The sequence below is a fragment of the Mesorhizobium sp. M0563 genome (assembly GCF_040321065.1).
Taxonomy (GTDB): domain Bacteria; phylum Pseudomonadota; class Alphaproteobacteria; order Rhizobiales; family Rhizobiaceae; genus Mesorhizobium.
In genome coordinates this window covers 83,963-106,953 of sequence record NZ_JAMYQV010000011.1, presented here as the reverse complement: position 1 = coordinate 106,953, position 22,991 = coordinate 83,963, and the positions used below count along the sequence as shown (strand labels likewise).

Genomic DNA, 22,991 nt, shown 5'->3' with positions numbered 1-22,991 from the left:
ATCGTCGAAAATGGCTTTTGGAGCTTGCGGAACCTGCCCATGTTTGGCAATCGGTTGACGGTCACCGTCACGGAAGGCGAGTTGCACGGCATGTGTGCTGCATTGTGATATGGGACCGGGGACCGTAGACTGACATAGTAGGCTGACACGGCCACTAGAACGAGGAGAACGGATGGGCGCCGGTGCCTTGACCCATGATGCCGACCTTCCGAGCGCCGACCGGCAACGATGGCTGGCGCTGGCGGAGAAGGCGCTGGCCGGCGGTTCCTTCGAGGAAAAGCTCGTCTCGCATACGGACGACGCCATCCGCATCGAGCCGCTCTACGAGCGTTCGGTGACCGTCGAGCCTGTCGTGCGCGCCAACCCGGGATCACCGTGGATCTTCAGCCAGCGTATCGACGATCCGGACATAGGCCGCGCCAGGGCGCAGGCGCTGGAAGACGTCGCGCAGGGTGCTACCGGACTGTCGCTTGTCTTCGAAGGCGCGCCGAACGCCTTCGGCTATGGCTTGCCGAGGACGGCCGAGGCGCTGGAGAGCGTGCTCGACGGCGTGCCGCTCAACCGCATCCAGATCCGCATCGATGCCCATCCCTGGAGCCGCGCCGTGGCCGACTGGCTGGTGGCGTTCTTGACCAAGCGCCGCTCCGACCCGGCAAAGCTCAACCTCTCCTTCGGCATCGATCCGGCGGCGATATTTGCCGGGACCGGCAGGCTGCGCATGTCGATCGAGGCTTTGCAGGCTTCGATGCCGCAGTCGCTGGCGCATTTCTTTTCGATGGGCGTGCCCGGCGTCCTGCTGGAAGCTGATGGGCGGGTGTTCCACAATGCCGGCGCCACCGAGGCGCAGGAGCTTGGCACCATGCTCGCCTCGGCAGTCTCCTATTTGAGGCTGTTCGAGAAGGCGCGCCAGCCGCTCGTCTACGCGGCGCCGCATATCGGTTTTGCGCTCAGCGTCGACCAGGACCAGTTCGTGTCGATGGCCAAGGTCAGGGCGTTGCGGAGACTGTGGGCGCGTGTCCAGGAGGCCTGCTCGATACCGCCCTCCACCGCCAGCATCCATGCCGAAACCTCCTTCAGGATGATGACGGCGGCCGACCCGGAAACCAACATCCTGCGCACCACCATCGCCGCTTTTGCCGCTGCCGCAGGCGGAGCGGATTCGATCGCCATCCTGCCGCACACCATCGCGCACGGCCTGCCCGCAGGTTTTGCCCGCCGCGTTGCCCGCAACGCGCAACTGATCATGGCCAATGAAAGCCACATCGACCACGTCGCCGATCCGGCTTGCGGTTCGGGCGCCGTCGAAGCCCTGACTGCGGAGCTCTGCGCGGCGGCCTGGCAGGAGTTCCAGCAGATCGAGGCGGAAGGCGGCGTGCTGTCCAGCCTCGAACAAGGCCACGTCCAGAGACGCGTGCAGGCAGCTTCCGCCCGCCGCAACGCTGCCTACCAGGCGGGCGAACGGGCGATCGTCGGCACGACGCTGCACCCGTCGAAAACCGAGCGTCCGGTCGAGACGCTGGCGGCGGAGCGGCGGCCAGCCTTCACCGAAGGCGTTGCGGTGTGCGAGCCGCTGTTTCCGATCCGCATCGATCAGTCGATCGGAGCCGTACCATGATCCCGGATTTCAGCCAGATCGGCTGGTCGCCGCCACGGCGGGCGCCGGTCGAGGTCAAAGGCCAGCGGATGACGCCGGAAGGCATCGCCGTCAAGCATCTCTACAACCAGGGCGATCTCAAGGGCTTGCCGCATCTCGATACCTATCCGGGCCTGCCGCCTTTCGTGCGCGGCCCCTATCCGACGATGTATGTCCAGCAACCCTGGACGATCCGGCAATATGCCGGCTTCTCGACGGCCGAAGAGTCCAACGCCTTCTACCGGCGCAACCTTGCCGCCGGCCAGAAAGGCCTGTCGGTCGCCTTCGATCTCGCCACGCATCGCGGCTACGACAGCGACCATCCGCGCGTCGCCGGCGATGTCGGCATGGCCGGCGTCGCCATCGATTCCATTCTCGACATGCGCCACCTGTTCGACGGCATCCCGCTGGATGAGATGACGGTATCGATGACGATGAATGGCGCGGTGCTGCCGATTATGGCGCTCTACATCGTGGCGGCGGAGGAACAGGGCGTCGCGCAGAAGGACCTCATTGGAACCATTCAGAACGACATCCTGAAAGAGTTCATGGTGCGCAACACCTACATCTATCCGCCCAAACCTTCGATGCGAATCGTGTCGGACATTTTTTCCTACACGTCGACGCATATGCCGAAGTTCAATTCGATCTCGATCTCCGGCTACCACATGCAGGAGGCGGGAGCGACGGCGGACCTCGAGCTCGCCTACACGATTGCCGACGGTATCGAATATGCCCGCGCCGGCGTCGCGGCCGGCCTCGACATCGACCGTTTCGCGCCGCGCCTCTCGTTTTTCTGGGCGATCGGCATGAATTTCTTCATGGAAGTCGCGAAGCTGAGAGCAGCGCGCCTTTTGTGGGCCAGCCTGATGCTGAAGAACTTTTCGCCGAAGGACGAGCGCTCGCTGTCGCTGCGCACCCATTGCCAGACTTCGGGCTGGTCGCTGACGGCGCAGGACCCCTACAACAACATCATCCGCACCATGATAGAGGCGATGGCGGCGACTCAAGGCCACACGCAGTCGCTGCACACCAATTCCTTCGACGAGGCAATGGCGCTGCCGACCGATCATTCGGCCCGCATCGCCCGCAACACACAGCTCATCCTGCAGAAGGAATCCGGCACGACCCGGAGCATCGACCCGTGGGGCGGCTCGGCCTATGTCGAGCGGCTGACGCATGATCTGGCGGCGCGCGCGCTCGCCCATATCGAGGAGGTCGAGAGCCTCGGGGGCATGGCCGCGGCGATCGAAAAGGGCCTACCGAAGCTGCGCATCGAAGAGGCTGCCGCGCGCACCCAGGCGCGCATCGATTCCGGCGAACAGATCGTGGTCGGCGTCAATGCCCACCGTCCCGGCACGGACATCGAAGTCGACGTGCTGAGGATCGACAACGCGGAAGTCAGGGCGCGGCAATTGTCGAAGCTGCAGCGGCTGAAAGGCACGCGTGACGTCGCCGCCGTCGAGAGCGCGCTCGATGCGCTGACCCGTGCTGCCGGGAGTAACGAAAACCTGCTGGAATTCGCCATCCGGGCGGCGCGCGCCAATGCCACGGTCGGCGAGATTTCGCTGGCGCTGGAAAAGGTCTTCGGCCGCCATGTCGCCTCGGTGCAGACGATCTCCGGCGTCTATCGCAACGCGCTTGGCGACAATCCGGTGGTCGACCGGTTGCAGGACAAGGTCGTAGCGTTCGAGGAGAAGTCCGGCGGCAAGCCGCGTATTCTGGTCGCCAAGATGGGGCAAGACGGCCATGATCGCGGCCAGAAAGTGATCGCCACCGCCTTTGCCGATCTCGGCTTCGACGTCACCGTTGGGCCGATGTTCCAGACGCCGGACGAGATCGCCAAGCTGGCGGTCGAGCATGACGTGCACATGGTCGGCGCCTCGTCGTTGGCGGCAGGCCATTTGACGCTCATTCCCGAACTCAAACAGGCGCTGAAGAAGCTCGGCCGCGACGACATGCTGATCGTCGCCGGCGGCGTCATTCCACCGAAGGATTACGATGCAGTCCGGCAGGCAGGCGCAGCGGAGATCTTCCCGCCCGGCACGGTCATCCCGGAAGCGGCGGAGCGGCTGATGGACCGGCTGCTGCAGGCGGGCTGACGCTTTGTTATAATGCCCGTTGCAACGACCGACACGCTGAGTTATAATCAGCGTTGCAACAGGATGTCTCACCATGAACACGACCATTCGCAAGATCGGCAATTCCGAAGGCGTGATCCTACCGAGGGAGCTTCTCGATCGTCTGAACCTGAAGGCCGGCGACCAGCTTCAAATCGTTGAAACAGGTGACGGTCTTGCGCTGAAGCCGGTGGACGACAGCTTCGAGCGGCAAATGAAAGCTGCCCGCGAGGTCATGGACAAATACAAGGTCGCGCTTCAGAAGCTCGCCGAATGAGCTGGGAGTTTCTGACGCGGCGTGCAGTCGAAGCGATGCACGCCGAGCAGTTGCGCCGACACGGCGGAGCACAAGGCTTGAGGGATGAAAATGCCATTGAATCGGCGCTCGCCCGTGCGGAGAACAAAGCCAACTACGGAGACCCGTCGGTTGAAGAACTCGCCGCCGTCTATGTCTTCGGCATCGCCCGAAATCATGCCTTTGTCGACGGCAACAAACGCACCGCCATTGTCGCTGCCGGCGCATTTCTGATTGTGAATGGTTATGCCCTGTCGGCCAATGACGGCATGCTTTACGAATTCGTCATGGGCGTCGCCGCCGGCGAAATCGACGAGGCCGGTGCCACGGCGTTCTTCCGCGACCATGTCGTCAAGCTCGAAGACTAACTATCGGAGAGCTTGACGATCTCCCATTCCTTGCCGTTAACCACGGCAATTTCGCCGACCTTCTTGCCGAACAGTGCCATCGCCATCGGCGACATATGGGAAATTGTCCCTTTGGCCGGGTTGGCCTCATCCTCGCCGACGATCTTCCAGTGCACCTTCTTGCCGTCGTCGCTCTCCAGTGTGACGCCCATACCGAAGCGAACCATGTCGCTGCCCGGTTCCGGCACCGAAAGCTCGGCGCTTTCACGCCGCGCCGTCCAATAGCGGAGATCACGCGACACCAGCGCGATGCGCTCGCGGTCGGCCCTCTTTTCGGCTCTGCCCAGTTCGTCGCGCAGAGCGGCCACCTCCGCATCGATCAGCGCCAGGCCGTGTTCCGTCACCAGATTGCGGTGATGGCTGATCGGCCGCTCGCCGATGCCGGCAATGGCGTTTTCGCTGTCTTCCTCGCGGGTGAAGGCCCTGCTCATCCGATGAACTTAGGCCCGGCGCGACGACTCCACAAGCCATAGCCGGCAAACCCGACCTCGGGGCCGATCCCGTCTGGCACGAATCCTGCCGCGTGAGTGTTGGACGCAAGGGATCTGTGCCGATGTTGAACAGAAGAACGCTGCTTACGCAGACCGCCGGCTTTGCCGTCATGGGGCTTTCGCTCGGCAAGGCAGCGGCAGAAAACCTGCCCGGCATCGACAAAGCCGCGATGCGCGGGGCGATCAATGCGACCGATCTCGGCGTCCGGCCCGGCGCGCTTGAGGACCAGAGCAAGGCTTTCACCAAGCTGCTGCGCGAAGCGCACGTTCGCGACATGCCGGTGTTCCTGCCGCCGGGGACCTATATCGTTTCCAACCTGTCGCTGCCCGGCCGCGTGCGCCTGTCCGGCGTGGCGGGCGCATCGCGGATCGTCTATGGCGGCAACGGCCATCTCATCATGGCGGAACAGGCCGAGCATATCGTACTCAGTGGACTGGTGTTCGACGGCAGCAAGCACTCGATGGGCGATTATACGCAAGGCCTGCTCGATCTGCGCCGCATCGCCCATCTGGTCGTCGACAATTGCCAGCTTAACGGCAGCGGCAAGAATGGTCTGGCACTCGAACACGCCTCGGGTCGTATCCAGCGCTCGGAGATATCCGGTGCGGCCGATGCCGGCATCTATTCGGTCGAGGCCGATGGCCTGGAAATATCAGGCAATAGCGTCTCCGACTGCGCCAATGGCGGCATTCTCGTGCACCGCTGGCAGGCGGCTGAAGACGGAACCATCGTCAGCGGCAACCGGATCGAACGCATCCAGGCGCGCGGCGGCGGAACCGGCCAGAACGGCAATGGCATCAATGCCTTCCGCGCCGGCAATGTCATCATCTCCGGCAATATTGTTTCGGACTGCGCGTTTTCGGCGATCCGCGCCAACAGTGCCAGCAATTTGCAGATCACCGGCAATACCTGCTCGCGCTCGGGCGAAACGGCCGTGTATTCTGAATTCTCCTTTGAAGGTGCCGTCATCGGCAATAACATCGTCGATGGTGCTGCGAACGGTATTTCGATCGTCAATTTCAACGAAGGCGGCCGCATGGGCGTCTGCTCCGGCAACGTCGTCCGCAATCTGTCGACCAGCGGCCCCTACCCTGCCGACGCGCCCGGCTTCGGCGTCGGCATCAGCGTCGAGGCAGACACCACCGTTTCCGGCAATGTCGTTGAGAATGCGCCGCTCTACGGCATGCAGATCGGCTGGGGACCGTTCATGCGCAATGTGGTCGCCACGGGAAACGTCATCCGCAAGGCGGGGACCGGTATCGTCGTCACCGTGGTCGAAGGTGCCGGGACGGCAATCATCTCCGACAATGTCATCGACGGGGTCAAGAAGGGCGCGATCGTCGGCCAGCGCTGGGCCGAGCCGGTGACCGGCGACCTCGCCGCGTCAGGCAATGCCGGCTATGCGCATTTGACCGTCGAGCGCAATCACGTCAGTTGAGGGCGGCGGTGGGCCGGAGCGCGCCGACTTTGGCGCCGATCCGGCTTTCGATAGGCGGATTTGCCTGTTCGATCAGCTTTCCCGCCAGCGGCTGGTCTGCGTGCAAAAGCTTTGACAGCACGACGGCGAGCATGACTCCAGTTGCGCGGCCTGCGCCGTCGTCGCATTTCAGCGCGATGCCAAGGCCAAGCTCTGGAAGGGCGGCACAATGGACGCCCTCGGCGCCCCCCTTGGCAAAGATCCGGCCGGGCGCGGCCTCCATCATCGCGACGTCGGACCTGCCAGTGCCGGCGACGAAAAACGGCTCAGCCATGCAGGCGGAAAGCAGCCGCTTCGCCGCCCGGGCGCGCACCGGCTCGAAGCTGGCGCCTGTCGCCATGCGGGCAAAGCCAAGCGCAAAGCTGCGCAGCGGCACGGCATAGGTCGGAATCGAGCAGCCGTCAGTGCCACGGTGATCGGCGTCATGGGCAGCACCGGTCACCGCCTGCATCGCTTCGCGCACCATCTCCTGCGAAGCATGGCCAGCCTTGACGTAACCGCGATGGGCGATGCCGCTGTGAACGCAGGTGCATAGGAAGCCTGAGTGCTTGCCGGAACAATTGTTGTGCAGCGCGTTCGGCACGCTGCCGGCGCGGGCAAGCGCCAGCGTCGCCCCATGGCTCGACGGCCAATGCGCGCCGCATTCGAGTGCCGTCTCGTCCAGGCCGGCCTTCGCCAGCATAGCCCTCGCGAGCTCGACATGTGGCGGCTCGCCGGAATGCGAGGCGCAGGCCAGTGCCAGCTCCCGGTCACCGAAGCCGTAGGCATCGGCAGCGCCGCTCTCGACCAGCGGCAACGCCTGGATCGCCTTGACCGCCGAACGCGGGAACACCGGTTGTGCCGTGTCGCCGATCTCCCAAACAGGCTTGCCGTCGGCGTCGAAGACGGCAACAGCGCCGCGATGCGCGCTCTCGACGATAGCGCCGCGCAAAACTTCGACCAGAACCGGATTTGTCATGAATTCCCCGCTAGCGCATGATCTCGAAACTCGGAATCAATTTTCGAAAAGGATCATGCGCAAAATCAAAGCGATATAGCGCCCTTTTGCGCGGCCGAACGGTCCGCGGCGCTGTAATGCGGCGCCGCTTTTATCTGATCCGGTCGAGAATGGAAACGTAGTTGGCGACTGCCGCACCGCCCATGTTGAAGATGCCGCCGAGCTTTGCTCCCGGCACCTGGATGCCGCCCGCCTCGCCGACGAGTTGCATGGCGCTCAGCACATGCATCGATACACCGGTGGCACCGATCGGGTGGCCCTTGGCCTTCAGCCCGCCGGACGGATTGACCGGCAGCCTTCCGTCTTTCGCCGTTTCGCCATCCAACGCCAGCTTGGCGCCCTCGCCCGGCTTGGCCAGGCCCATCGCCTCATACTCGATCAGCTCGGCGATGGTGAAACAGTCATGCGTCTCGACGAAGGACAGGTCGCCGAGCGTCACGCCCGCCTGCTTCAGCGCTTGGTTCCAGGCCTGCTCGCAGCCTTCGAACGCGAGAATGTCGCGCTTCGACATCGGCAGGAAATCCTGCACATGCTCATTGGCGCGGAAGGCGACGGCGCGGCGCATCTTCAGCGCGGTCGCCGTGTCGGCGAGGACAAGAGCCGCGGCGCCGTCCGAAACTAGCGAGCAGTCGGTGCGCTTGAGCGGACCGGCGACGAAGGGGTTCTTCTCGCTTTCCTGCCGGCAGAACTCGTAGCCGAAATCCTTGCGCATCTGCGCGTAGGGGTTGTCGACGCCGTTCTTGTGGTTCTTGGCGGCGATCATCGCCAGCGCGTCCGACTGGTCGCCGTAGCGCTGGAAATAGGCTTGGGCGATCTTGCCGAAGACGCCGGCAAAGCCAGCCGGCGTGTCACCGTCCTCCGGCAGATACGAGGCCTTGAGCAGGTTCTTGCCGATCTCGGGACCGGGCGTCGTCGTCATCTGTTCGGCGCCGACCACCAGCACGATACGGGCGGCATTGGCGTCGATGGCGCGGATGCCTAGCCTGACCGCCGCCGAGCCGGTGGCGCAGGCATTCTCGACGCGGGTCGCAGGCTTGAAGCGCAGCCGGTCGTCGGCCTGGAGGACCAGGCTCGCGGTGAAATCCTGGGCGGAAAACCCGGCGTTGAAGTGGCCGAGCACGATCTCGTCGACGTCATCTGGACCGATGCCGGCATGATCGAGCGCCTCGACCGCCACCTTGGTGATCAGGCCCTCCAGCGTCTCGCCTTCGAGCTTGCCGAAGCGCGAATGCGCCCAACCGACGATGCATGCTGTCATGGCGATCTCCATCCTGCAGGCCCGGCTGCGCGATGTCGCGGCCGCTCGGCATTGTTCAAGGATGAACCGTTCCGCCGGTTTCGTGAAGGGGCCAGAACCGCACAATCGCTTGATCTTGATATCTGGTCATAACGCCTGGCATTTGCCAGCAAATCAGGCTGAATTTTTTGTTGATTGATGCGTCAATAAAAAATAAACTTGCCCAACAGGCCGGAGCAAGAATGCCGAAACTCGGAATGGAGCCGTTGCGCCGCAAGGCGCTCATCGACGCAACGATCTCGGCGATTGGCGAGCGCGGTTCGCTTGATGTCACGATGTCGGAAATCGCCGGGCGCGCCGGCGTGTCCTCGGCGCTTGCCCACCATTATTTCGGCGCCAAGGACGAATTGCTGTTGGCGACGATGCGGCACATCCTGAGCGGGCTCACCGCCGATACGCGGCGCGCGCTTCGCACGGCCGGCACGGCGCGCCAGCGCGTCTCGGCAGTGGTCGCGGTCAATTTCTCCGACGTCCAGTTCCAGCCGGAAACGATCGCCGCCTGGCTCGCCTTCTATGTCGAGGCGCAGAAATCGGCAGCACTTCGCCGGCTGCTCAAGGTCTATGCGCGGCGGCTGCATTCCAATCTGCTCAGCGGGCTGACCGGTATCCTGCCGAGAAGCGAGGCCGACCGGGTTGCCGAAGCGACGGCGGCGCTGATCGACGGGCTCTATATCAGGCGCGCGCTGAAGGACGGCGTGCCCGATGCCGCGACCGCGATCGCACTGGTTGAGGACTATCTCGAAATGAAGCTTAGCGGACGGCAGAAGCAGTGACATCCAAGCGACCCAACATCCTGATCGTCATGGTCGATCAGCTCAACGGAACGCTGTTTCCAGACGGGCCGGCAGACTTCCTGCACGCGCCACATCTGAAGGCGCTCGCCGCGCGTTCGGCGCGTTTTTGCAACAACTACACCGCCTCGCCGCTCTGCGCGCCGGGCCGGGCCGCATTCATGAGCGGCCAATTGCCGTCACGCACCGGGGTCTATGACAACGCCGCCGAATTCACCTCGTCGATCCCGACCTTTGCCCATCATCTGCGCGCCGCCGGCTATCACACCTGCCTCTCTGGCAAGATGCATTTCGTCGGGCCGGACCAGTTGCACGGCTTCGAGGAACGGCTGACCACCGACATCTATCCGGCCGATTTCGGCTGGACGCCGGACTATCGCAAGCCCGGCGAGCGGATCGACTGGTGGTATCACAATCTGGGCTCAGTGAGCGGTGCCGGAACTGCCGAAATCACCAACCAGCTGGAGTATGACGACGAGGTCGCCTTCCATGCGGTGCAGAAGCTCTACGATCTTGCCCGCGTCTCCGACGACATCGCACATCGGCCCTGGTGCTTGACGGTTTCCTTCACCCATCCGCACGATCCCTACGTCGCACGGCGGCGCTACTGGGACCTCTACGAGGATTGCCCGGCGCTCGAGCCCGAGATCGGCTTCATTCCCTACGACAGGCAGGACCCGCATTCGCAGCGGCTCTACCGCGCCAGCGACTATGATAGCTTTGACATCACCGCGGAGCAGATCCGCCGCGCGCGGCGCGGCTATTTCGCCAATATCTCCTATCTCGACGACAAGCTCGGCGAGTTGCTGTCGGTGCTCGAGCGCACGCACATGCTCGACGACACGGTCATCCTGTTCTGCTCGGACCACGGCGACATGCTCGGCGAGCGCGGCCTGTGGTTCAAGATGTGCTTCTTCGAAGGTTCGGCGCGGGTGCCGCTGATGATCGCCGGCAAGAGCATACGCACCGGGCTGATCGACACGCCGGTCTCCAACCTCGACGTGACGCCGACGCTTTGCGATCTCGCCGGCATCGACATCAGCGCGATTGCGCCGTGGACCGACGGCCAGTCGCTACTGCCGCTGCTGAACGGAAGGAAACGCTCCGCGCCGGTGCTGATGGAATATGCAGCCGAAGGCTCGAACGCGCCGATGGTGGCGATGCGCGAGGGCCGCTACAAATTCATCCATTGCGAGATCGATCCGCCGCAACTGTTTGATCTTGAATCGGATCCGCTGGAATTGACCAACCTCGCCGCCGATCCGGCCAATGCGGCTTTGGTGGCGGCTTTCACCGGCAAGGTGCGGGAGCGCTGGGACATGGCGGCGTTCGATGCCGCGGTGCGTGCCAGCCAGGCACGCCGCTGGGTGGTCTACCCGGCGCTGCGCAACGGCACCCACTACCCTTGGGAATTCCAGCCGCTGCAGAAAGCATCGGAGCGCTACATGCGCAATCACATGAACCTCGACCTGCTCGAAGAGCAGAAGCGCTTTCCGCGAGGCAAATGATGGCAGACAGTCTCGTCCCCTCGCTCGACCATCTCAGGCAGGCCTATGCCGCCACCTCCAAGGCGACGCAGATCACGCCGCTGCTGGAATCGGCGGCACTCGCCCGCGAGACCGGCGCCGCCCGCTTCTTCGTCAAGGCCGAGTCGCTGCAATGGGCAGGATCGTTCAAGGTGCGCGGCGCCTACTGGCGGCTGAAGCGGCTGTCGCCTGACGAAGCCAAAAAGGGCGTCGTCGCCTATTCCTCCGGCAATTTCGCGCAAGGGCTGGCGGCGGCGGGCCAGGCGCTCGGCATTCCTGTCACCATCGTCATGCCGATCGACGCGCCGGCCGCCAAGCGCGACGCCACATCGGGCTACGGCGCGCACGTCGTGCTGACCGACCATGGCGAGCGCGCGCGTGAGGAAGTCGCTGCCGCCAGGGCGCGCGAGATCGCCGCGAGCGAAGGCCTGGCGCTGCTGCACCCGTTCGACGATCCGGAGATCGTCGCCGGCCAGGCCGGTGCCGGGCTGGAGGCACTCGACCAGCTCGCCGCCAGGCAAACCGAGGCCGATCTCTTGTTCTGCTCGGTCGGCGGCGGCGGCCTGATCGGCGGTGTTTCGCTGGCCTTCCACTACCTGTCGCCAGCCACGAAGATCATCGGCGTCGAGCCGGAAGGTTTTGACGGCATGGGCTCGTCGCTGGCACATGGCGCCATCGAAACCATGCCGATCGGGCCGAAATCGATCTGCGACGGGCTGATGTCGCGGCGGCCTGGCGACGCGCCGTTCGCAGCGGTGAAGACCGCCGGCGTTCGCGGCGTCACCGTCGACGATGCTTCGGTGCGGCGCGCTATGCGGATCGCCTTCGAGCGGCTGAAGCTGGTGCTCGAGCCTTCGGGCGCTGCTTCACTCGCGGCGTTGCTCGGCGGCAAGGTCGACGTGACCGGCAAGACCGTTCTCGTAGTGGCAACCGGCGGCAACGTCTCGCTGGCCGATTTCATTGCGCATATGAACCATGGGCGCGCATGAACCATGCTTGAAGCGGATTTCGTCATCATCGGCTCCGGCTCGGCCGGCTCGGCCATGGCCTACCGGCTGTCGGAGGACGGCAAGCATTCGGTGATCGTCATCGAATATGGCGGCAGCGATATCGGGCCGCTGATCCAGATGCCGTCGGCGCTGTCGATCCCGCTCAACATGAGCCTCTACGACTGGGGCTTTGCCAGCGAGCCGGAGCCGCATCTCGGCGGCCGCGTGCTGGCAACGCCTCGCGGCAAGGTCATCGGCGGCTCATCCTCGATCAACGGCATGGTCTATGTGCGCGGCCATGCCCGCGACTTCGACCATTGGGCCGAACAGGGCGCGGCCGGCTGGGGCTTCGCAGACGTGCTCCCGTACTTCAAGCGAATGGAGGACAGCAATGGCGGCGAGAATGGCTGGCGCGGCCATGGCGGCCCGCTGACTGTGCAGCGCGGCTCGCGGACCAATCCACTCTACGGCGCCTTTGTCGAGGCAGGCCGTCAGGCCGGTTTCGAGCTAACCGATGATTACAATGGCGCGAAGCAGGAAGGTTTTGGGCCGATGGAGCAGACCATTCGTGGCGGTCGCCGCTGGTCGGCGGCGAGCGCCTATCTCAGGCCGGCACTCAGGCGGAAAAATGTCAGCTTGGTCAAGGGGTTCGCCCGACGGGTAATCATCGAGAATCAACGCGCCACCGGAGTCGAGATCGAAGCGCGCAAGCGGATTCAGGTGATCAGAGCGCGGCGTGAGGTGATCGTTGCCGCGTCCTCGATCAACTCGCCCAAGATCCTGATGCTGTCCGGCATCGGCCCCGGCCAGCACCTCAAAGAAAACGGCATTCCGGTGATTGTCGACCGGCCCGGCGTCGGCCGCAATCTGCAGGACCACATGGAACTCTACATCCAGCAGGAATCGACAAAGCCGATCACGCTGAACTCCATCTTGAACCCGTTCTCGAAGGCATTGATCGGCGCGCAGTGGCTGTTCTTCAAGTCCGGCCTCGGCGCCACCAATCATTTCGAGGCGGCCGCCTTTGTGCGCTCGCGCGCCGGCGTCGATTATCCCGATATCCAGTATCACTTCATACCGGCAGCAGTCCGCTATGACGGCAAGGCGGCGGCGAAGGCGCATGGCTTCCAGGCGCATGTCGGGCCGATGCGGTCGAAGTCGCGCGGTTCGGTCACGCTGCGCTCGCCCGATCCCAAATCGAAGCCGGTGATCCGCTTCAACTACATGTCGCATCCGGACGACTGGACGGAGTTCCGCCACTGCATCCGGCTGACCCGTGAGATCTTCGGGCAAGCGGCCTTCGATCCTTACCGCGGCAAGGAACTGTCGCCGGGTTCGCACGTACAATCGGACGACGAGCTCGACGCCTTCATCCGCGACCACGCCGAAAGCGCCTATCACCCTTGCGGCACCTGCAAGATGGGCCGTGCCGACGATGCGATGAGCGTCGTCGATCCGGAATGCCGCGTCATCGGCGTCGAAGGGCTGCGGGTCGCCGATTCCTCGATCTTCCCGCGCGTCACCAATGGCAATCTCAACGCGCCGTCGATCATGACTGGCGAGAAGGCCGCCGACCACGTTCTCGGGCGCTCGCCGCTGGCGCCGTCCAACCAGGAACCATGGATCAATCCGCGCTGGCAGGCGTCGGACAGATAGGCCATGATCCGGCGGACGCACATTCCGCCTGCCGCGAAAGACGATTGGAGAACAGTCATGCGCGCCCAGCCAACGGCATCGCATTATGTCAACGGCCGCTATATCGACGACGAGCGCGGCGCGCCGCTGCCGGTCATCTATCCGGCGACCGGCGAGACCATTGCCATGCTGCGCTCGGCGACGCCGAACGTGCTTGAACTCGCGATCGAAGCCGCGCGTGCGGCACAGCCGGCCTGGGCACGGCTGAAGCCGGTCGAGCGCGGCCGCATACTGCGCCGTGCCGCCGACATTTTGCGCGCCCGCAATGCCGATTTGGCGCGTATCGAGACGCTCGACACCGGCAAGCCGATCCAGGAGACGCTGGTTGCGGACGCCCCTTCGGCGGCGGATTGCCTCGAATATTTCGGCGGCGCGGTCGCCGCCTTTAATGGCGAGGCCGTCGATCTCGGCGGTCCCTTTGCCTATACCAGGCGCGAGGCGCTCGGCGTCTGCGTCGGCATCGGCGCGTGGAACTACCCGATCCAGATCGCCGGCTGGAAATCCGCACCCGCCCTCGCCATGGGCAATGCGATGGTGTTCAAACCGTCGGAAAACACGCCGCTTTCAGCGCTGGCGCTCGCCGAAATCTACACCGAGGCCGGGCTGCCCGACGGGCTGTTCAATGTCGTGCAAGGTTTTGGCGATGTCGGCGCCGGCCTTGTCGGCCATGAGGTCGTCGCCAAAGTCTCGGTGACCGGCTCAGTGCCGACCGGCCGCAAGGTGCTGTCGCTCGCCGGCTCGAAGATGAAGCACGCGACGATGGAGCTCGGCGGCAAGTCGCCGCTGATCGTCTTCGAAGACGCCAACCTCGAAAACGCCATCGGCGGCGCGATGCTCGGCAATTTCTATTCGACCGGTCAGATCTGCTCCAACGGCACACGGGTCTTCGTGCAGCGCAGCATCCATGACCGTTTCGTCGAAAGGCTGACCGAGCGGACCAAGAAAATCCGCATCGGCGACCCGCTCGACCAGGACACGCAGATGGGGCCGCTGGTCTCGAAGGCGCAGCACGACAAGGTCGTCTCATACATCGAGGCCGGCAAGCAGGATGGTGCGGTGCTCGCCTGCGGCGGCAATGTGCCTTCGCTGCAGGGTTTTCAGGGCGGCTTCTTCGTCGAGCCGACGGTGTTCACCGGTGTCACCGACACGATGCGCATCGCCCGCGAGGAGATTTTCGGGCCTGTCATGAGCGTGCTGAAGTTCGACAGCGAGGACGAGGTGATCGAGCGCGCCAACGACACCGAATTCGGCCTCGCTGCAGGCGTGTTCACGCGCGACCTGGCGCGCGCCCACCGTGTCATCGCCGAATTGCAGGCCGGCACCTGCTGGATCAACGCCTACAATCTGACGCCGGTCGAAATCCCGTTCGGCGGCTTCAAGCAGTCCGGCATCGGCCGCGAGAATTCGCTCGCGGCATTGGCACTCTATTCGCAGCTAAAGTCGGTCTACGTCGAGACCGGTGATGTCGCCAGCCCGTACTGATCCTTGCGGGCCGTACCGTCCAGATACTGCGTCAGCGCACAGACCAGATGGTAGAAGATGCTGGCCGGCACCTCGCTTGCCAGCGAGCGGCCACGCTCGTCGATGCGGTCGATCCACAGGCCGAGCGGTGCCGGATTGATGTGCCAGCGGAACAGCCGGCCGACACGCGCCTCGATTTCCGGCTTCAGGTCGGGACCGCCCGAGCCGTCCAGCGCGATCGCTGCCTTGATTGCTTCGGCCTGCGGCCAACTGCGCGAGACGCGGTCGAGCGGCAGCCCTTGCCGCGAGACGGCGCCGTAGGCGAGGCCTGTGGCGCGGTTCAGGCCATTGGCAATCGCCGACGCGTAGAGTTTCCTGGCGAGGCCGGTCAAGCCGCTTTGGCCGCTGCGGCCCGCGAAGTCGACCAGCAGCGAGGCCCATTCGAAATGATGGCCCGGTTCGGTCCACGTGCCTTTCTCGCCAGGGGCTGGCCGCCATTCATTGTCGAAATACTCACCCAGCGTCCAGCTTTCCGGGTCGAAGAAATGGCTGCGGAACAGATCGACGATGCGCGCGGCGCGGCGAAGATAGGCGCGCTCGCCGGTCGCCTGATGCCAGGCCAAAAACGCCTCGAGCAGATGCATGTGCGGGTTGGAGCGGCGTTCGCCCTCGCCGCTCGAGGTCTCGCGGAAGCCGGTCAGGCGTTCGTCCTCGAGATGCGCGTCGATGAACGCAAAGGTCTCCTCGCCAAGCCGCAATGCATCCGGATTGCCGGACATATGGGCATGCGCCAGCGCCAGAAGCACGCAGGAATGGTCATAGGCATCCTCGGCGGCATCGGCGACGGTGCCGTCGACGTTGAGCGTGCGCACCCAGCCGCCATTATCGGTGCGGCCGTTCCTGGCCATGAATTCGAGGCCGTGGCTAATCAGCCGATCGGCCGGGCCGTTCCAGCCGCGCGCCTTGGCGACGGCGAAGGCATAGATCTGCCTGGCCTGCGTGCGCATGCGCTTGGGTTTCATCAGCGGGGTGGCGTCGAAACCGAGCGCCTCATGGAACCCGCCATGGCGCTCATCGACGCCGATCGTCGACCACAGCGGCACCGTCTCCTCGAACAGCCAATGGTGCACGCGGCGTTGCCAGGCGCCGCTTTCGATGACGCGATCGTCGGCGGGCGTGAACCTGGTCTCCAGGCGGCCGCTCTTTTCGAGCTGCTCGACGATCTTCTTGACGTTCTGGCTGTGGCTGACCGGCGCGACGAAAGTGGCGTCGGCGGTCGAGACGATGGCGACGTCCTTCAGGCCAATGGCCGACAGCAGGCGGCCGTCGCTGCGGATATAGGAGTTCTCGCAATCGATGGCGACGACGTCGCCGACAATGACGTTGCCCTGCTTGTCGGACGGCCCGACATCGAGCAGCGATTGCCAGGAACCGAGATCGTTCCAGCGAAAGCCGGCCGGCACCATGGCGATGCCGCTGGCGCGCTCCATGATCGCATAGTCGATCGATGTCGAAGGGATGGCGGCATAGAGCTCCAGAGGCATGTAGAGGCCGGAAAGATCCGATGTCGCAGCCTGGTAGGCAGCCTCTGTGGCGCTCCAGATGTCTGGCTGGAAAGCCATGAACGCGTCGCGCATGGCACTGGCGCGAAACAGGAAGATGCCGGTGTTCCAGTAGAAATTGCCGGCCTCAAGATAGCTCTGCGCGGTGGCGAGATCGGGTTTTTCGACGAAACGCGAGACATCGCAGATGCCATCGCGCTCGCCGGCCACCTCGATGTAGCCATACCCGGTCTCCGGTTGGGTGGGCTTGATGCCGAACACCACCAGCCTGCCTTCGCGCGCCGCCGCCGTGCCGGCCTCGACGCTCCGCCAGAATTGCTGCGCGGTCGCGATCTCATGGTCGGACGGCACCACCAGCACCAGGCTGTCGCCGAATTCGGACAAAGTGCGCAGGCTTGCCAAAGCGACGGCCGCGGCAGTGTTGCGTCCGGTCGGCTCGAACAGCGGGCCGCCGCCGGAAAGCTCGTGGCCGGCAATGTCGGCATGAACGCGGTCGGCGTGCCTTTCCGAGGCAATCAGGAAAACCGGCGTTTCGCCTTCCGGCCGCGCAGTCAGCCGGCGTAGCGTCTTGGCCAGCATCGAGCCGTCGCCGGAGAAATCATGGAACTGCTTGGGATTGTCCTCGCGCGACAGCGGCCACAGCCGCGAGCCGATGCCGCCGCTCATCACAAAACTGACGATCCGTTCGGTCATGAAAATAAGTCCCGCTCAAAAGGTCTGATTGTAGGCGCCGACTTCCGGGCTGCGGCGCAGCACCGCGTCGACGGCTTCGAACATCTGGCGACGCCGCTCGGACGATACCGGGCTTTCGACCACCACCACAAGCTCCGGCTTGTTCGATGATGCCCGCACCAGCCCCCAAGTACCATCCTCCGCCACGACCCTGACGCCGTTGACGGTGATCAGCTCGGCGATCTTCTGGCCGGCGAAGACTGCGCCCTCGTCCTTCATCTTGCGAACATCGCCTACGACCCGCTCGACGACGCCGTATTTGAGCTCGTCGGCGCAGTGTGGCGACATGGTCGGCGTGCCGAACGTCAGCGGCAGATCGCGGTAGAGGTCGGCCATGCTGCTTTGCGGGCTGCGATCCAGCATCTGGCATATAGCAATGGCCGTGACCAGGCCATCGTCATAACCGCGGCCAATCGGCGGATTGAAGAAGAAGTGGCCCGATTTCTCAAAACCGGCGACAGCGCCGAGTTCGGCGACGCGCCGTTTGATGTAGGAATGACCGGTTTTCCAATAGTCGGTGACCGCGCCATTTTCCCGCAACACCTTGTCGGTCATGAACAATCCGGTCGACTTGACGTCGACGACGAAAGTCGAGCCGGGATAGAGGTGTGAGATGTCGCGCGCAAGCATGACGCCGACCTTGTCGGCGAAGATCTCGTTGCCTTCATTGTCGACCACGCCGCAGCGGTCGCCGTCGCCGTCGAAGCCGAGCCCAACATCGGCGCCAGTTTCCAGCACCTTGTCGCGAATGGCGTGCAGCATCTTCATGTCTTCGGGGTTGGGATTGTAATTCGGAAACGTATGATCGAGCGCGACGTCGAGCGGAATCACCTCGCAGCCGATCCTTTTCAGTGCCTCGGGAGCGAAAGCCCCGGCGGTGCCGTTGCCGCAGGCGGCCACCACCTTGAGCTTCCTCGAGATACGCTTTCCCGCTGTCAGATCGTCGAGGTAGGTTTTGCGGAAATCCGCAACGAAGTCATAGGAGCCGCCACCGACAAGGTCGAAATCGCCTGAGAGCACGATCGCCTTCAGCGCGCTCATCTCCTCCGTACCAAAAGTCAGCGGGCGCGCCGCGCCCATCTTGACGCCGGTCCAGCCATTCTCGTTATGCGAGGCGGTGACCATGGCGACGGACGGCGTGTCGAGCGCGAATTGGGCGAAATAGGCCATCGGCGACAAGGCCAGCCCGACATCCTTGACCCGCGCGCCGGCGGCCATCAGCCCGGAAACCAGCGCCAGCTTGATGGCAAGCGAATAAGAGCGGAAATCGTGACCGGTGACGATGTCGGGTCCGGCACCCAGACGGCGGATCAGCGTGCCGAGCCCCATGCCGAGCGCCTGGACGCCGATCAGATTGAGCTCCGGCGGCTCGTTCGAACCGGGATGGCCAAACCACCAGCGCGCATCATATTCGCGAAACCCGGATGGCTTGATCAACGCCGAGGTTTCGAACTCAAAAGTGTTTGGTTTGACATCGCTAACGATCTTCATCGACAAGGCTGCAACTCCAGGCGGCTGAATCAGATGCTTCGAGGCAAGTGGACGGTTACCTAGAAGCCCCTTTAAGCCGTGTTTGTGCGACAGGAAACTGAAACCTGTATGACGTAGCGGCTAAAGCGAAAGAAATGCGACGGAAGCGCTGCCATTGGCGCTTGCAGTAACCAAATGCGGCGGCTATAAGCCCGCGGTCTGGTCACGGAGTGTAGCGCAGCCTGGTAGCGCACATCGTTCGGGACGATGGGGTCGCAGGTTCAAATCCTGCCACTCCGACCAGAAAAAACAGCGGCTTAGCTGTTCTTGTTCCCGAAACAACCACCTTCCGCCGCAGTTCTGACCAATCGCGCTATGCGCTCAGGCGAAATCGCGTCACATCGATGGCCGCGGCCATCAGTGTCTGCGTATAGGTTGCCTGCGGATTGCTGAAGATCGCCTCGGACGGCCCCTCCTCGACGATCTTGCCCTGCTTCATGACGATGATGTAGTCGGCCATGGCGCGCACGACCGCGAGATCGTGGCTGATGAACAGATAGGACAGTTCGTGGTCGGCCTGCAGCTTGCGCAGCAATTCGACGATCTGCTTCTGCACGGAGCGGTCCAGCGCCGAGGTCGGCTCGTCCAGCACCACCACTTTCGGCTTCAGTATCATGGCGCGCGCAATGGCGATGCGCTGCCGCTGACCACCGGAGAATTCGTGCGGATAGCGGTTGCGCGTGTTCGGGTCGAGCCCGACTTCGAGCAAGGCATCGACGGCGCGGAGATCGCGCTGCCTGCCCGACAGATTGGGCTCGTGGACCAGGAGCCCTTCGGTGATGATCTGGCCGACGGTCATGCGCGGCGACAGCGAGCCGAACGGGTCCTGGAAGACCAGCTGCAATTCGCGCCGCAGCGGCCGCATCGCCTGGCGGTCGGCGTGGGAGATGTCGCGGTCGCCAAGCCGGATGATGCCGTCGCTGGGCAGGAGCCGCAGCAAGGCGCGGCCGAGCGTCGACTTTCCCGAACCGGATTCGCCCACGATGCCGATGGTCTGGTTGCGCTTCAGCCGGATCGAAATGCTATCGACAGCGCGCAATATCAGCGGTTCTCCACCAAGAAAGCCGCCGCCGATCTTGAAGGTCACTTCGACGTTCCTGCCTTCGAGCAGGACGGGGGCATTCGGAGGCGGCGGGGCCTTGGTGCCGGTCGGCTCGGCGGCAAGCAACATCTTGGTGTAGGCGTGCTGCGGGTTGACGAAGATTGCTTCCGCCTCGCCCTCCTCGACGACCTCGCCATAGCGCATCACATAGACCCGGTCGGCAAAGCGCCTGACGATTCCGAGATCGTGGGTGATGAAGACGATCGCCATGCCGAGCTTGCGCTGCAGTTCGGCGAGCAGCATGAGGATCTGCGCCTGGATGGTCACGTCGAGCGCCGTCGTCGGCTCGTCGGCGATCAATATGTCGGGGTCATTGGCCAGCGCCATGGCAATCATGACGCGCTGGCGCTGACCGCCCGACATCTCGTGCGGATAGGATTTCATCCGCCGCTCCGGATCTGGAATATGGACCAGCCGCAGCAGCTTGAGCGCCTCTTCGCGCGCCTCGGCGGCGCCAAGCCCGCGATGCTTGCGGATCGGTTCGATCAACTGGCTACCGATCGAATAGAGCGGGTCGAGCGAAGTCATCGGCTCCTGGAAGATCATGCTGATCTTGCGGCCGCGGATCTTGTTGAGCTCGGGCTTGCTCAGGGTCAAAAGATTGCGGCCGCGGTAGTCGACGCTCCCGGTGGCTTCGCCGTTCGAGGCCAGCAGGCTCATCGCCGCCATCATCGTCTGGCTCTTGCCGGAGCCGGATTCGCCGACGACGGCTACCGTCTCGCCTGATTTAACATGGATATTGATGCCCTTCACCGCCTCCACCACGCCGTCGAGCGTGCGGAAGCGGACGCGAAGATCCTTGACGCTGAGAATGGTTTCGGAAGCAGCCATCTCAACGATCCCTCGGGTCGAGCGCGTCGCGCAGCCCATCGCCGACGAAATTCAGCGCGAACAATGTCGAGACGAGAAAGAAGGCCGGGAACAAAAGCAGCCAGTTGGCCGAGCCGATATTCTGGGCGCCGACCGAAATCAGCACGCCCCAGCTGGTCATCGGCTCCTGGACGCCGAGCCCGAGGAACGACAAAAAACTCTCCAGGATGATGACCTGCGGCACCAGCAGCGTCATGTAGATCACCACCGGCCCGAGCAAATTGGGGATCACATGGCGCAGCAGAATGCCGCGCTGCCCGACGCCCATCGCCTCCGCCGCCTGGACATATTCCTGCCGGCGGATCGATAGCGCCTGTCCGCGCACGATGCGCGCCATGTCGAGCCACAGCACGGCGCCGACGGCCAGGAACATCAGCACGAAGTTCCTGCCGAAGAACACCACCAGCATGATGACGAAGAAGATGAACGGCAAAGAATAAAGCACGTCGACGATACGCATCATCACCTCGTCGACCCTGCCGCCGGCAAAGCCGGCGGTGGCGCCATAGAGCACGCCGATCACCACCGCCACAATGCCGGCAAGCAGGCCGATGGCCAGCGATATGCGCCCGGCCATCAGCGTTCGCGACAGGAGATCGCGGCCGGTATTGTCGGTGCCGAACAGGAAATATTGCTGCTTGATCGATGCACTCATCACCATTTCGAGACCGTCCGGCGATTTGCTCTCGATCTTTGTGTCATCGAAGGTATCGGAACGATCAAGGTAGCGAATGTTGCGGTCGTCGATCGGCTTGGACGATCTGACGGTAACGAACACACGGCTGCCCTCCTGCCGCCACTCCTTGATGTCGACGCGCATACGCCTGATCGCCTCGTCGAGAGCGCCTTCGATCATGTCGGCCTTTGGATAGGCGGAGAAGCTCGGCGGCGTGCGGACATAGTCGCCATAGATGGTGGTGTATTGGTGCGGCACGAAAGAGGGTCCAAACACGCTGATGACGGCGATGAAGGCAAGATAATAGAGGCTGAACATGGCCGCGCGGTTGGCCTTGAGGCGCGCCCACGCATCCCCCCACAGGGATCGGCCGACGACCGGTGCTGCAACTGCGATATCAGTCATAGCGCACCCTCGGATCAACGACACCATAGAGGACGTCGACGATCAGGTTGAAGACAATGGTGAAGAGCGCGATGACCACCACCGTCCCCATCACCAGTGTGTAGTCGCGATTGAGTGCGGCAACGACAAAATGGCGGCCGATGCCCGGGATAGAGAAGATGGTCTCGACGATGATCGAGCCGGTGAGAAGGGCTGCGGCCGCCGGACCGGTGAAGGAGACGATCGGCAGGATGGCGCCGCGCAGCGCATGCTTGACGACGACCGACCAGTTCGACAACCCAAGCGCGCGGGCGGTGCGGATGTGATGCGAGTGCAGCGATTCGATCATCGAGCCGCGCATCAATCGAGCGACGATGGCGATCTGCGGCAGAGCGAGCGTCAGCACCGGGCCGACCTTATTGATGACGGCTCCATCGCCCCAGCCGCCGATCGGCAGCAGCTTCCAGGTCAATCCGAATACAAGCTGGATCACCGGAGCGATGACGAAGGTCGGAATGGTGCTGCCGGCGGTCGCCAACGCGATCACCGAATAGTCGGCAAGCTTGTTCTGGTTGAGCGCGGCAACAGTGCCGAGCACGCTGCCGAGAAGCAGCGCCAGAACGAGCGCCGAAGCGCCGAGTTGGATCGAGATAGGCAGGCCTTCCCTGAACAACTCGCCGACGGTGAAATCCGGCATGTTGTAGCTGGGGCCGAAATTGCCGCGCAGAAGATTGCCTAAATAATGGAGGTACTGCAGCCAGAGCGGGTCGTTGAGCCCGAACTGGGCTTCGAGATTGGCCCTGATCTCGGGGCTCAGGCCCCGCTCCTGGTTGAACGGGCCGCCCGGCGCGACGCGTATCAGGAAGAACGCTATGGTCACGATGACGAACAGCGTCGGGATGGCGGTCAGCAGCCGCCGAAATACGTAACGCAGCATCGGTGCCCCGCTTGATCC

At 63.7% G+C, this 22,991-nt stretch carries 19 protein-coding genes and 1 tRNA gene; 12 read left to right on the top strand and 8 right to left on the bottom strand.

The features are described from left to right. Positions 1–172: 172 nt before the first annotated feature. The 4 genes from NKI50_RS16100 to NKI50_RS16085 all read left to right on the top strand — a co-directional run bounded on the left by NKI50_RS16100 (position 173) and on the right by NKI50_RS16085 (position 4,416). A complete protein-coding gene (locus NKI50_RS16100) occupies positions 173–1,615 on the top strand; it encodes a methylmalonyl-CoA mutase subunit beta (RefSeq protein WP_352639553.1) in 1,443 nt (480 codons plus the stop codon). After that, positions 1,612–3,735, top strand: a complete 2,124-nt coding sequence (gene scpA, locus NKI50_RS16095; protein WP_352639554.1) for a methylmalonyl-CoA mutase — start codon at positions 1,612–1,614, stop codon at positions 3,733–3,735. The genes NKI50_RS16100 and scpA overlap by 4 nt, the downstream gene beginning before the upstream one ends. 73 nt (positions 3,736–3,808) lie before the next feature. Further along, a complete protein-coding gene (locus NKI50_RS16090) occupies positions 3,809–4,030 on the top strand; it encodes an AbrB/MazE/SpoVT family DNA-binding domain-containing protein (RefSeq protein ID WP_095496758.1) in 222 nt (73 codons plus the stop codon). Next, positions 4,027–4,416, top strand: coding sequence for a type II toxin-antitoxin system death-on-curing family toxin (locus tag NKI50_RS16085; RefSeq protein WP_352639556.1), 390 nt, complete (start codon positions 4,027–4,029; stop codon positions 4,414–4,416). Before NKI50_RS16090 ends, NKI50_RS16085 begins: the two co-directional genes overlap by 4 nt. On the opposite strand, the gene NKI50_RS16080 is transcribed toward NKI50_RS16085, so the two are convergent. Then, the gene (locus tag NKI50_RS16080; RefSeq protein WP_352639557.1) at positions 4,413–4,886 is read right to left on the bottom strand and encodes a GreA/GreB family elongation factor; all 474 of its coding nucleotides are present in this window, start codon (positions 4,884–4,886) and stop codon (positions 4,413–4,415) included. The two genes, NKI50_RS16085 and NKI50_RS16080, sit on opposite strands and share 4 nt — an antisense overlap. Positions 4,887–5,008: 122 nt before the next feature. On the opposite strand from NKI50_RS16080, the gene NKI50_RS16075 reads away from it, so the two are divergent. Beyond that, the gene (locus NKI50_RS16075; protein WP_352639558.1) at positions 5,009–6,385 is read left to right on the top strand and encodes a TIGR03808 family TAT-translocated repetitive protein; all 1,377 of its coding nucleotides are present in this window, start codon (positions 5,009–5,011) and stop codon (positions 6,383–6,385) included. Here the strand turns inward: NKI50_RS16075 and NKI50_RS16070 are convergent. Together NKI50_RS16070 and NKI50_RS16065 are read right to left on the bottom strand one after the other, a co-directional pair. Next, positions 6,378–7,382 carry an asparaginase gene (locus NKI50_RS16070; RefSeq protein WP_352639560.1) on the bottom strand — a complete coding sequence of 335 codons (1,005 nt, stop codon included), beginning with the start codon at positions 7,380–7,382 and terminating at the stop codon, positions 6,378–6,380. The genes NKI50_RS16075 and NKI50_RS16070 overlap by 8 nt on opposite strands. A 130-nt stretch (positions 7,383–7,512) precedes the next feature. After that, positions 7,513–8,679, bottom strand: a complete 1,167-nt coding sequence (locus NKI50_RS16065) for an acetyl-CoA acetyltransferase (protein ID WP_352639562.1) — start codon at positions 8,677–8,679, stop codon at positions 7,513–7,515. On the opposite strand from NKI50_RS16065, the gene NKI50_RS16060 reads away from it, so the two are divergent. The 6 genes from NKI50_RS16060 to betB are packed head-to-tail and all read left to right on the top strand — an operon-like array spanning position 8,678 to position 15,201. Further along, the gene (locus tag NKI50_RS16060; protein WP_352483650.1) at positions 8,678–8,857 is read left to right on the top strand and encodes a hypothetical protein; all 180 of its coding nucleotides are present in this window, start codon (positions 8,678–8,680) and stop codon (positions 8,855–8,857) included. The genes NKI50_RS16065 and NKI50_RS16060 overlap by 2 nt on opposite strands. Before the next feature lie 43 nt (positions 8,858–8,900). Next, complete coding sequence (betI, locus tag NKI50_RS16055; RefSeq protein ID WP_023718431.1) at positions 8,901–9,491, top strand: choline-binding transcriptional repressor BetI; 591 nt, start codon at positions 8,901–8,903, stop codon at positions 9,489–9,491. After that, positions 9,488–11,017 carry a choline-sulfatase gene (gene betC / locus NKI50_RS16050; RefSeq protein ID WP_352494813.1) on the top strand — a complete coding sequence of 510 codons (1,530 nt, stop codon included), beginning with the start codon at positions 9,488–9,490 and terminating at the stop codon, positions 11,015–11,017. The genes betI and betC overlap by 4 nt, the downstream gene beginning before the upstream one ends. Beyond that, positions 11,017–12,024, top strand: a complete 1,008-nt coding sequence (locus NKI50_RS16045; RefSeq protein WP_023718433.1) for a threonine/serine dehydratase family protein — start codon at positions 11,017–11,019, stop codon at positions 12,022–12,024. The genes betC and NKI50_RS16045 overlap by 1 nt, the downstream gene beginning before the upstream one ends. A 3-nt stretch (positions 12,025–12,027) precedes the next feature. Continuing rightward, positions 12,028–13,680 (top strand): choline dehydrogenase, encoded by a 1,653-nt coding sequence (betA, locus tag NKI50_RS16040; RefSeq protein WP_023718434.1) that lies wholly within the window; start codon positions 12,028–12,030, stop codon positions 13,678–13,680. 57 nt (positions 13,681–13,737) lie between these two features. After that, on the top strand, positions 13,738–15,201 hold the full coding sequence (gene betB / locus NKI50_RS16035) for a betaine-aldehyde dehydrogenase (RefSeq protein WP_023718435.1): 1,464 nt from the start codon (positions 13,738–13,740) through the stop codon (positions 15,199–15,201). Here betB and NKI50_RS16030 read toward each other — a convergent pair. After that, complete coding sequence (locus tag NKI50_RS16030; protein WP_352717100.1) at positions 15,165–17,435, bottom strand: AGE family epimerase/isomerase; 2,271 nt, start codon at positions 17,433–17,435, stop codon at positions 15,165–15,167. The two genes, betB and NKI50_RS16030, sit on opposite strands and share 37 nt — an antisense overlap. Positions 17,436–17,450: 15 nt before the next feature. Next, positions 17,451–18,965 carry a phosphomannomutase/phosphoglucomutase gene (locus NKI50_RS16025; RefSeq protein WP_502895881.1) on the bottom strand — a complete coding sequence of 505 codons (1,515 nt, stop codon included), beginning with the start codon at positions 18,963–18,965 and terminating at the stop codon, positions 17,451–17,453. Positions 18,966–19,170: 205 nt separating this feature from the next. On the opposite strand from NKI50_RS16025, the gene NKI50_RS16020 reads away from it, so the two are divergent. After that, positions 19,171–19,247, top strand: a tRNA-Pro gene (locus NKI50_RS16020). Positions 19,248–19,317: 70 nt separating this feature from the next. On the opposite strand, the gene NKI50_RS16015 is transcribed toward NKI50_RS16020, so the two are convergent. Genes NKI50_RS16015 through NKI50_RS16005 form a run of 3 tightly spaced genes read right to left on the bottom strand, consistent with a single transcriptional unit; the run spans position 19,318 to position 22,973 of the window. Beyond that, entirely contained in the window at positions 19,318–20,937 is a 1,620-nt protein-coding gene (locus NKI50_RS16015; protein WP_023718438.1) for an ABC transporter ATP-binding protein, read from the bottom strand. Position 20,938: 1 nt separating this feature from the next. Beyond that, positions 20,939–22,057, bottom strand: a complete 1,119-nt coding sequence (locus NKI50_RS16010) for an ABC transporter permease (protein WP_023718439.1) — start codon at positions 22,055–22,057, stop codon at positions 20,939–20,941. After that, positions 22,050–22,973 (bottom strand): ABC transporter permease subunit, encoded by a 924-nt coding sequence (locus NKI50_RS16005; RefSeq protein ID WP_023718440.1) that lies wholly within the window; start codon positions 22,971–22,973, stop codon positions 22,050–22,052. Before NKI50_RS16005 ends, NKI50_RS16010 begins: the two co-directional genes overlap by 8 nt. Positions 22,974–22,991 lie beyond the last annotated feature (18 nt).

Excerpts from the sequence above, each read along its gene's own strand:
- NKI50_RS16100 (WP_352639553.1), top strand. The coding sequence starts at position 173 with ATGGGCGCCGGTGCCTTGACCCATGATGCCGACCTTCCGAGCGCCGAC.
- scpA (WP_352639554.1), top strand. The coding sequence starts at position 1,612 with ATGATCCCGGATTTCAGCCAGATCGGCTGGTCGCCGCCACGGCGGGCG.
- NKI50_RS16090 (WP_095496758.1), top strand. The coding sequence starts at position 3,809 with ATGAACACGACCATTCGCAAGATCGGCAATTCCGAAGGCGTGATCCTA.
- NKI50_RS16085 (WP_352639556.1), top strand. The coding sequence starts at position 4,027 with ATGAGCTGGGAGTTTCTGACGCGGCGTGCAGTCGAAGCGATGCACGCC.
- NKI50_RS16080 (WP_352639557.1), bottom strand. The coding sequence starts at position 4,886 with ATGAGCAGGGCCTTCACCCGCGAGGAAGACAGCGAAAACGCCATTGCC.
- NKI50_RS16075 (WP_352639558.1), top strand. The coding sequence starts at position 5,009 with ATGTTGAACAGAAGAACGCTGCTTACGCAGACCGCCGGCTTTGCCGTC.
- NKI50_RS16070 (WP_352639560.1), bottom strand. The coding sequence starts at position 7,382 with ATGACAAATCCGGTTCTGGTCGAAGTTTTGCGCGGCGCTATCGTCGAG.
- NKI50_RS16060 (WP_352483650.1), top strand. The coding sequence starts at position 8,678 with ATGGCGATCTCCATCCTGCAGGCCCGGCTGCGCGATGTCGCGGCCGCT.
- NKI50_RS16065 (WP_352639562.1), bottom strand. The coding sequence starts at position 8,679 with ATGACAGCATGCATCGTCGGTTGGGCGCATTCGCGCTTCGGCAAGCTC.
- betI (WP_023718431.1), top strand. The coding sequence starts at position 8,901 with ATGCCGAAACTCGGAATGGAGCCGTTGCGCCGCAAGGCGCTCATCGAC.
- NKI50_RS16045 (WP_023718433.1), top strand. The coding sequence starts at position 11,017 with ATGGCAGACAGTCTCGTCCCCTCGCTCGACCATCTCAGGCAGGCCTAT.
- betA (WP_023718434.1), top strand. The coding sequence starts at position 12,028 with ATGCTTGAAGCGGATTTCGTCATCATCGGCTCCGGCTCGGCCGGCTCG.
- betB (WP_023718435.1), top strand. The coding sequence starts at position 13,738 with ATGCGCGCCCAGCCAACGGCATCGCATTATGTCAACGGCCGCTATATC.
- NKI50_RS16030 (WP_352717100.1), bottom strand. The coding sequence starts at position 17,435 with ATGACCGAACGGATCGTCAGTTTTGTGATGAGCGGCGGCATCGGCTCG.
- NKI50_RS16025 (WP_502895881.1), bottom strand. The coding sequence starts at position 18,965 with ATGAAGATCGTTAGCGATGTCAAACCAAACACTTTTGAGTTCGAAACC.
- NKI50_RS16015 (WP_023718438.1), bottom strand. The coding sequence starts at position 20,937 with ATGGCTGCTTCCGAAACCATTCTCAGCGTCAAGGATCTTCGCGTCCGC.
- NKI50_RS16010 (WP_023718439.1), bottom strand. The coding sequence starts at position 22,057 with ATGACTGATATCGCAGTTGCAGCACCGGTCGTCGGCCGATCCCTGTGG.
- NKI50_RS16005 (WP_023718440.1), bottom strand. The coding sequence starts at position 22,973 with ATGCTGCGTTACGTATTTCGGCGGCTGCTGACCGCCATCCCGACGCTG.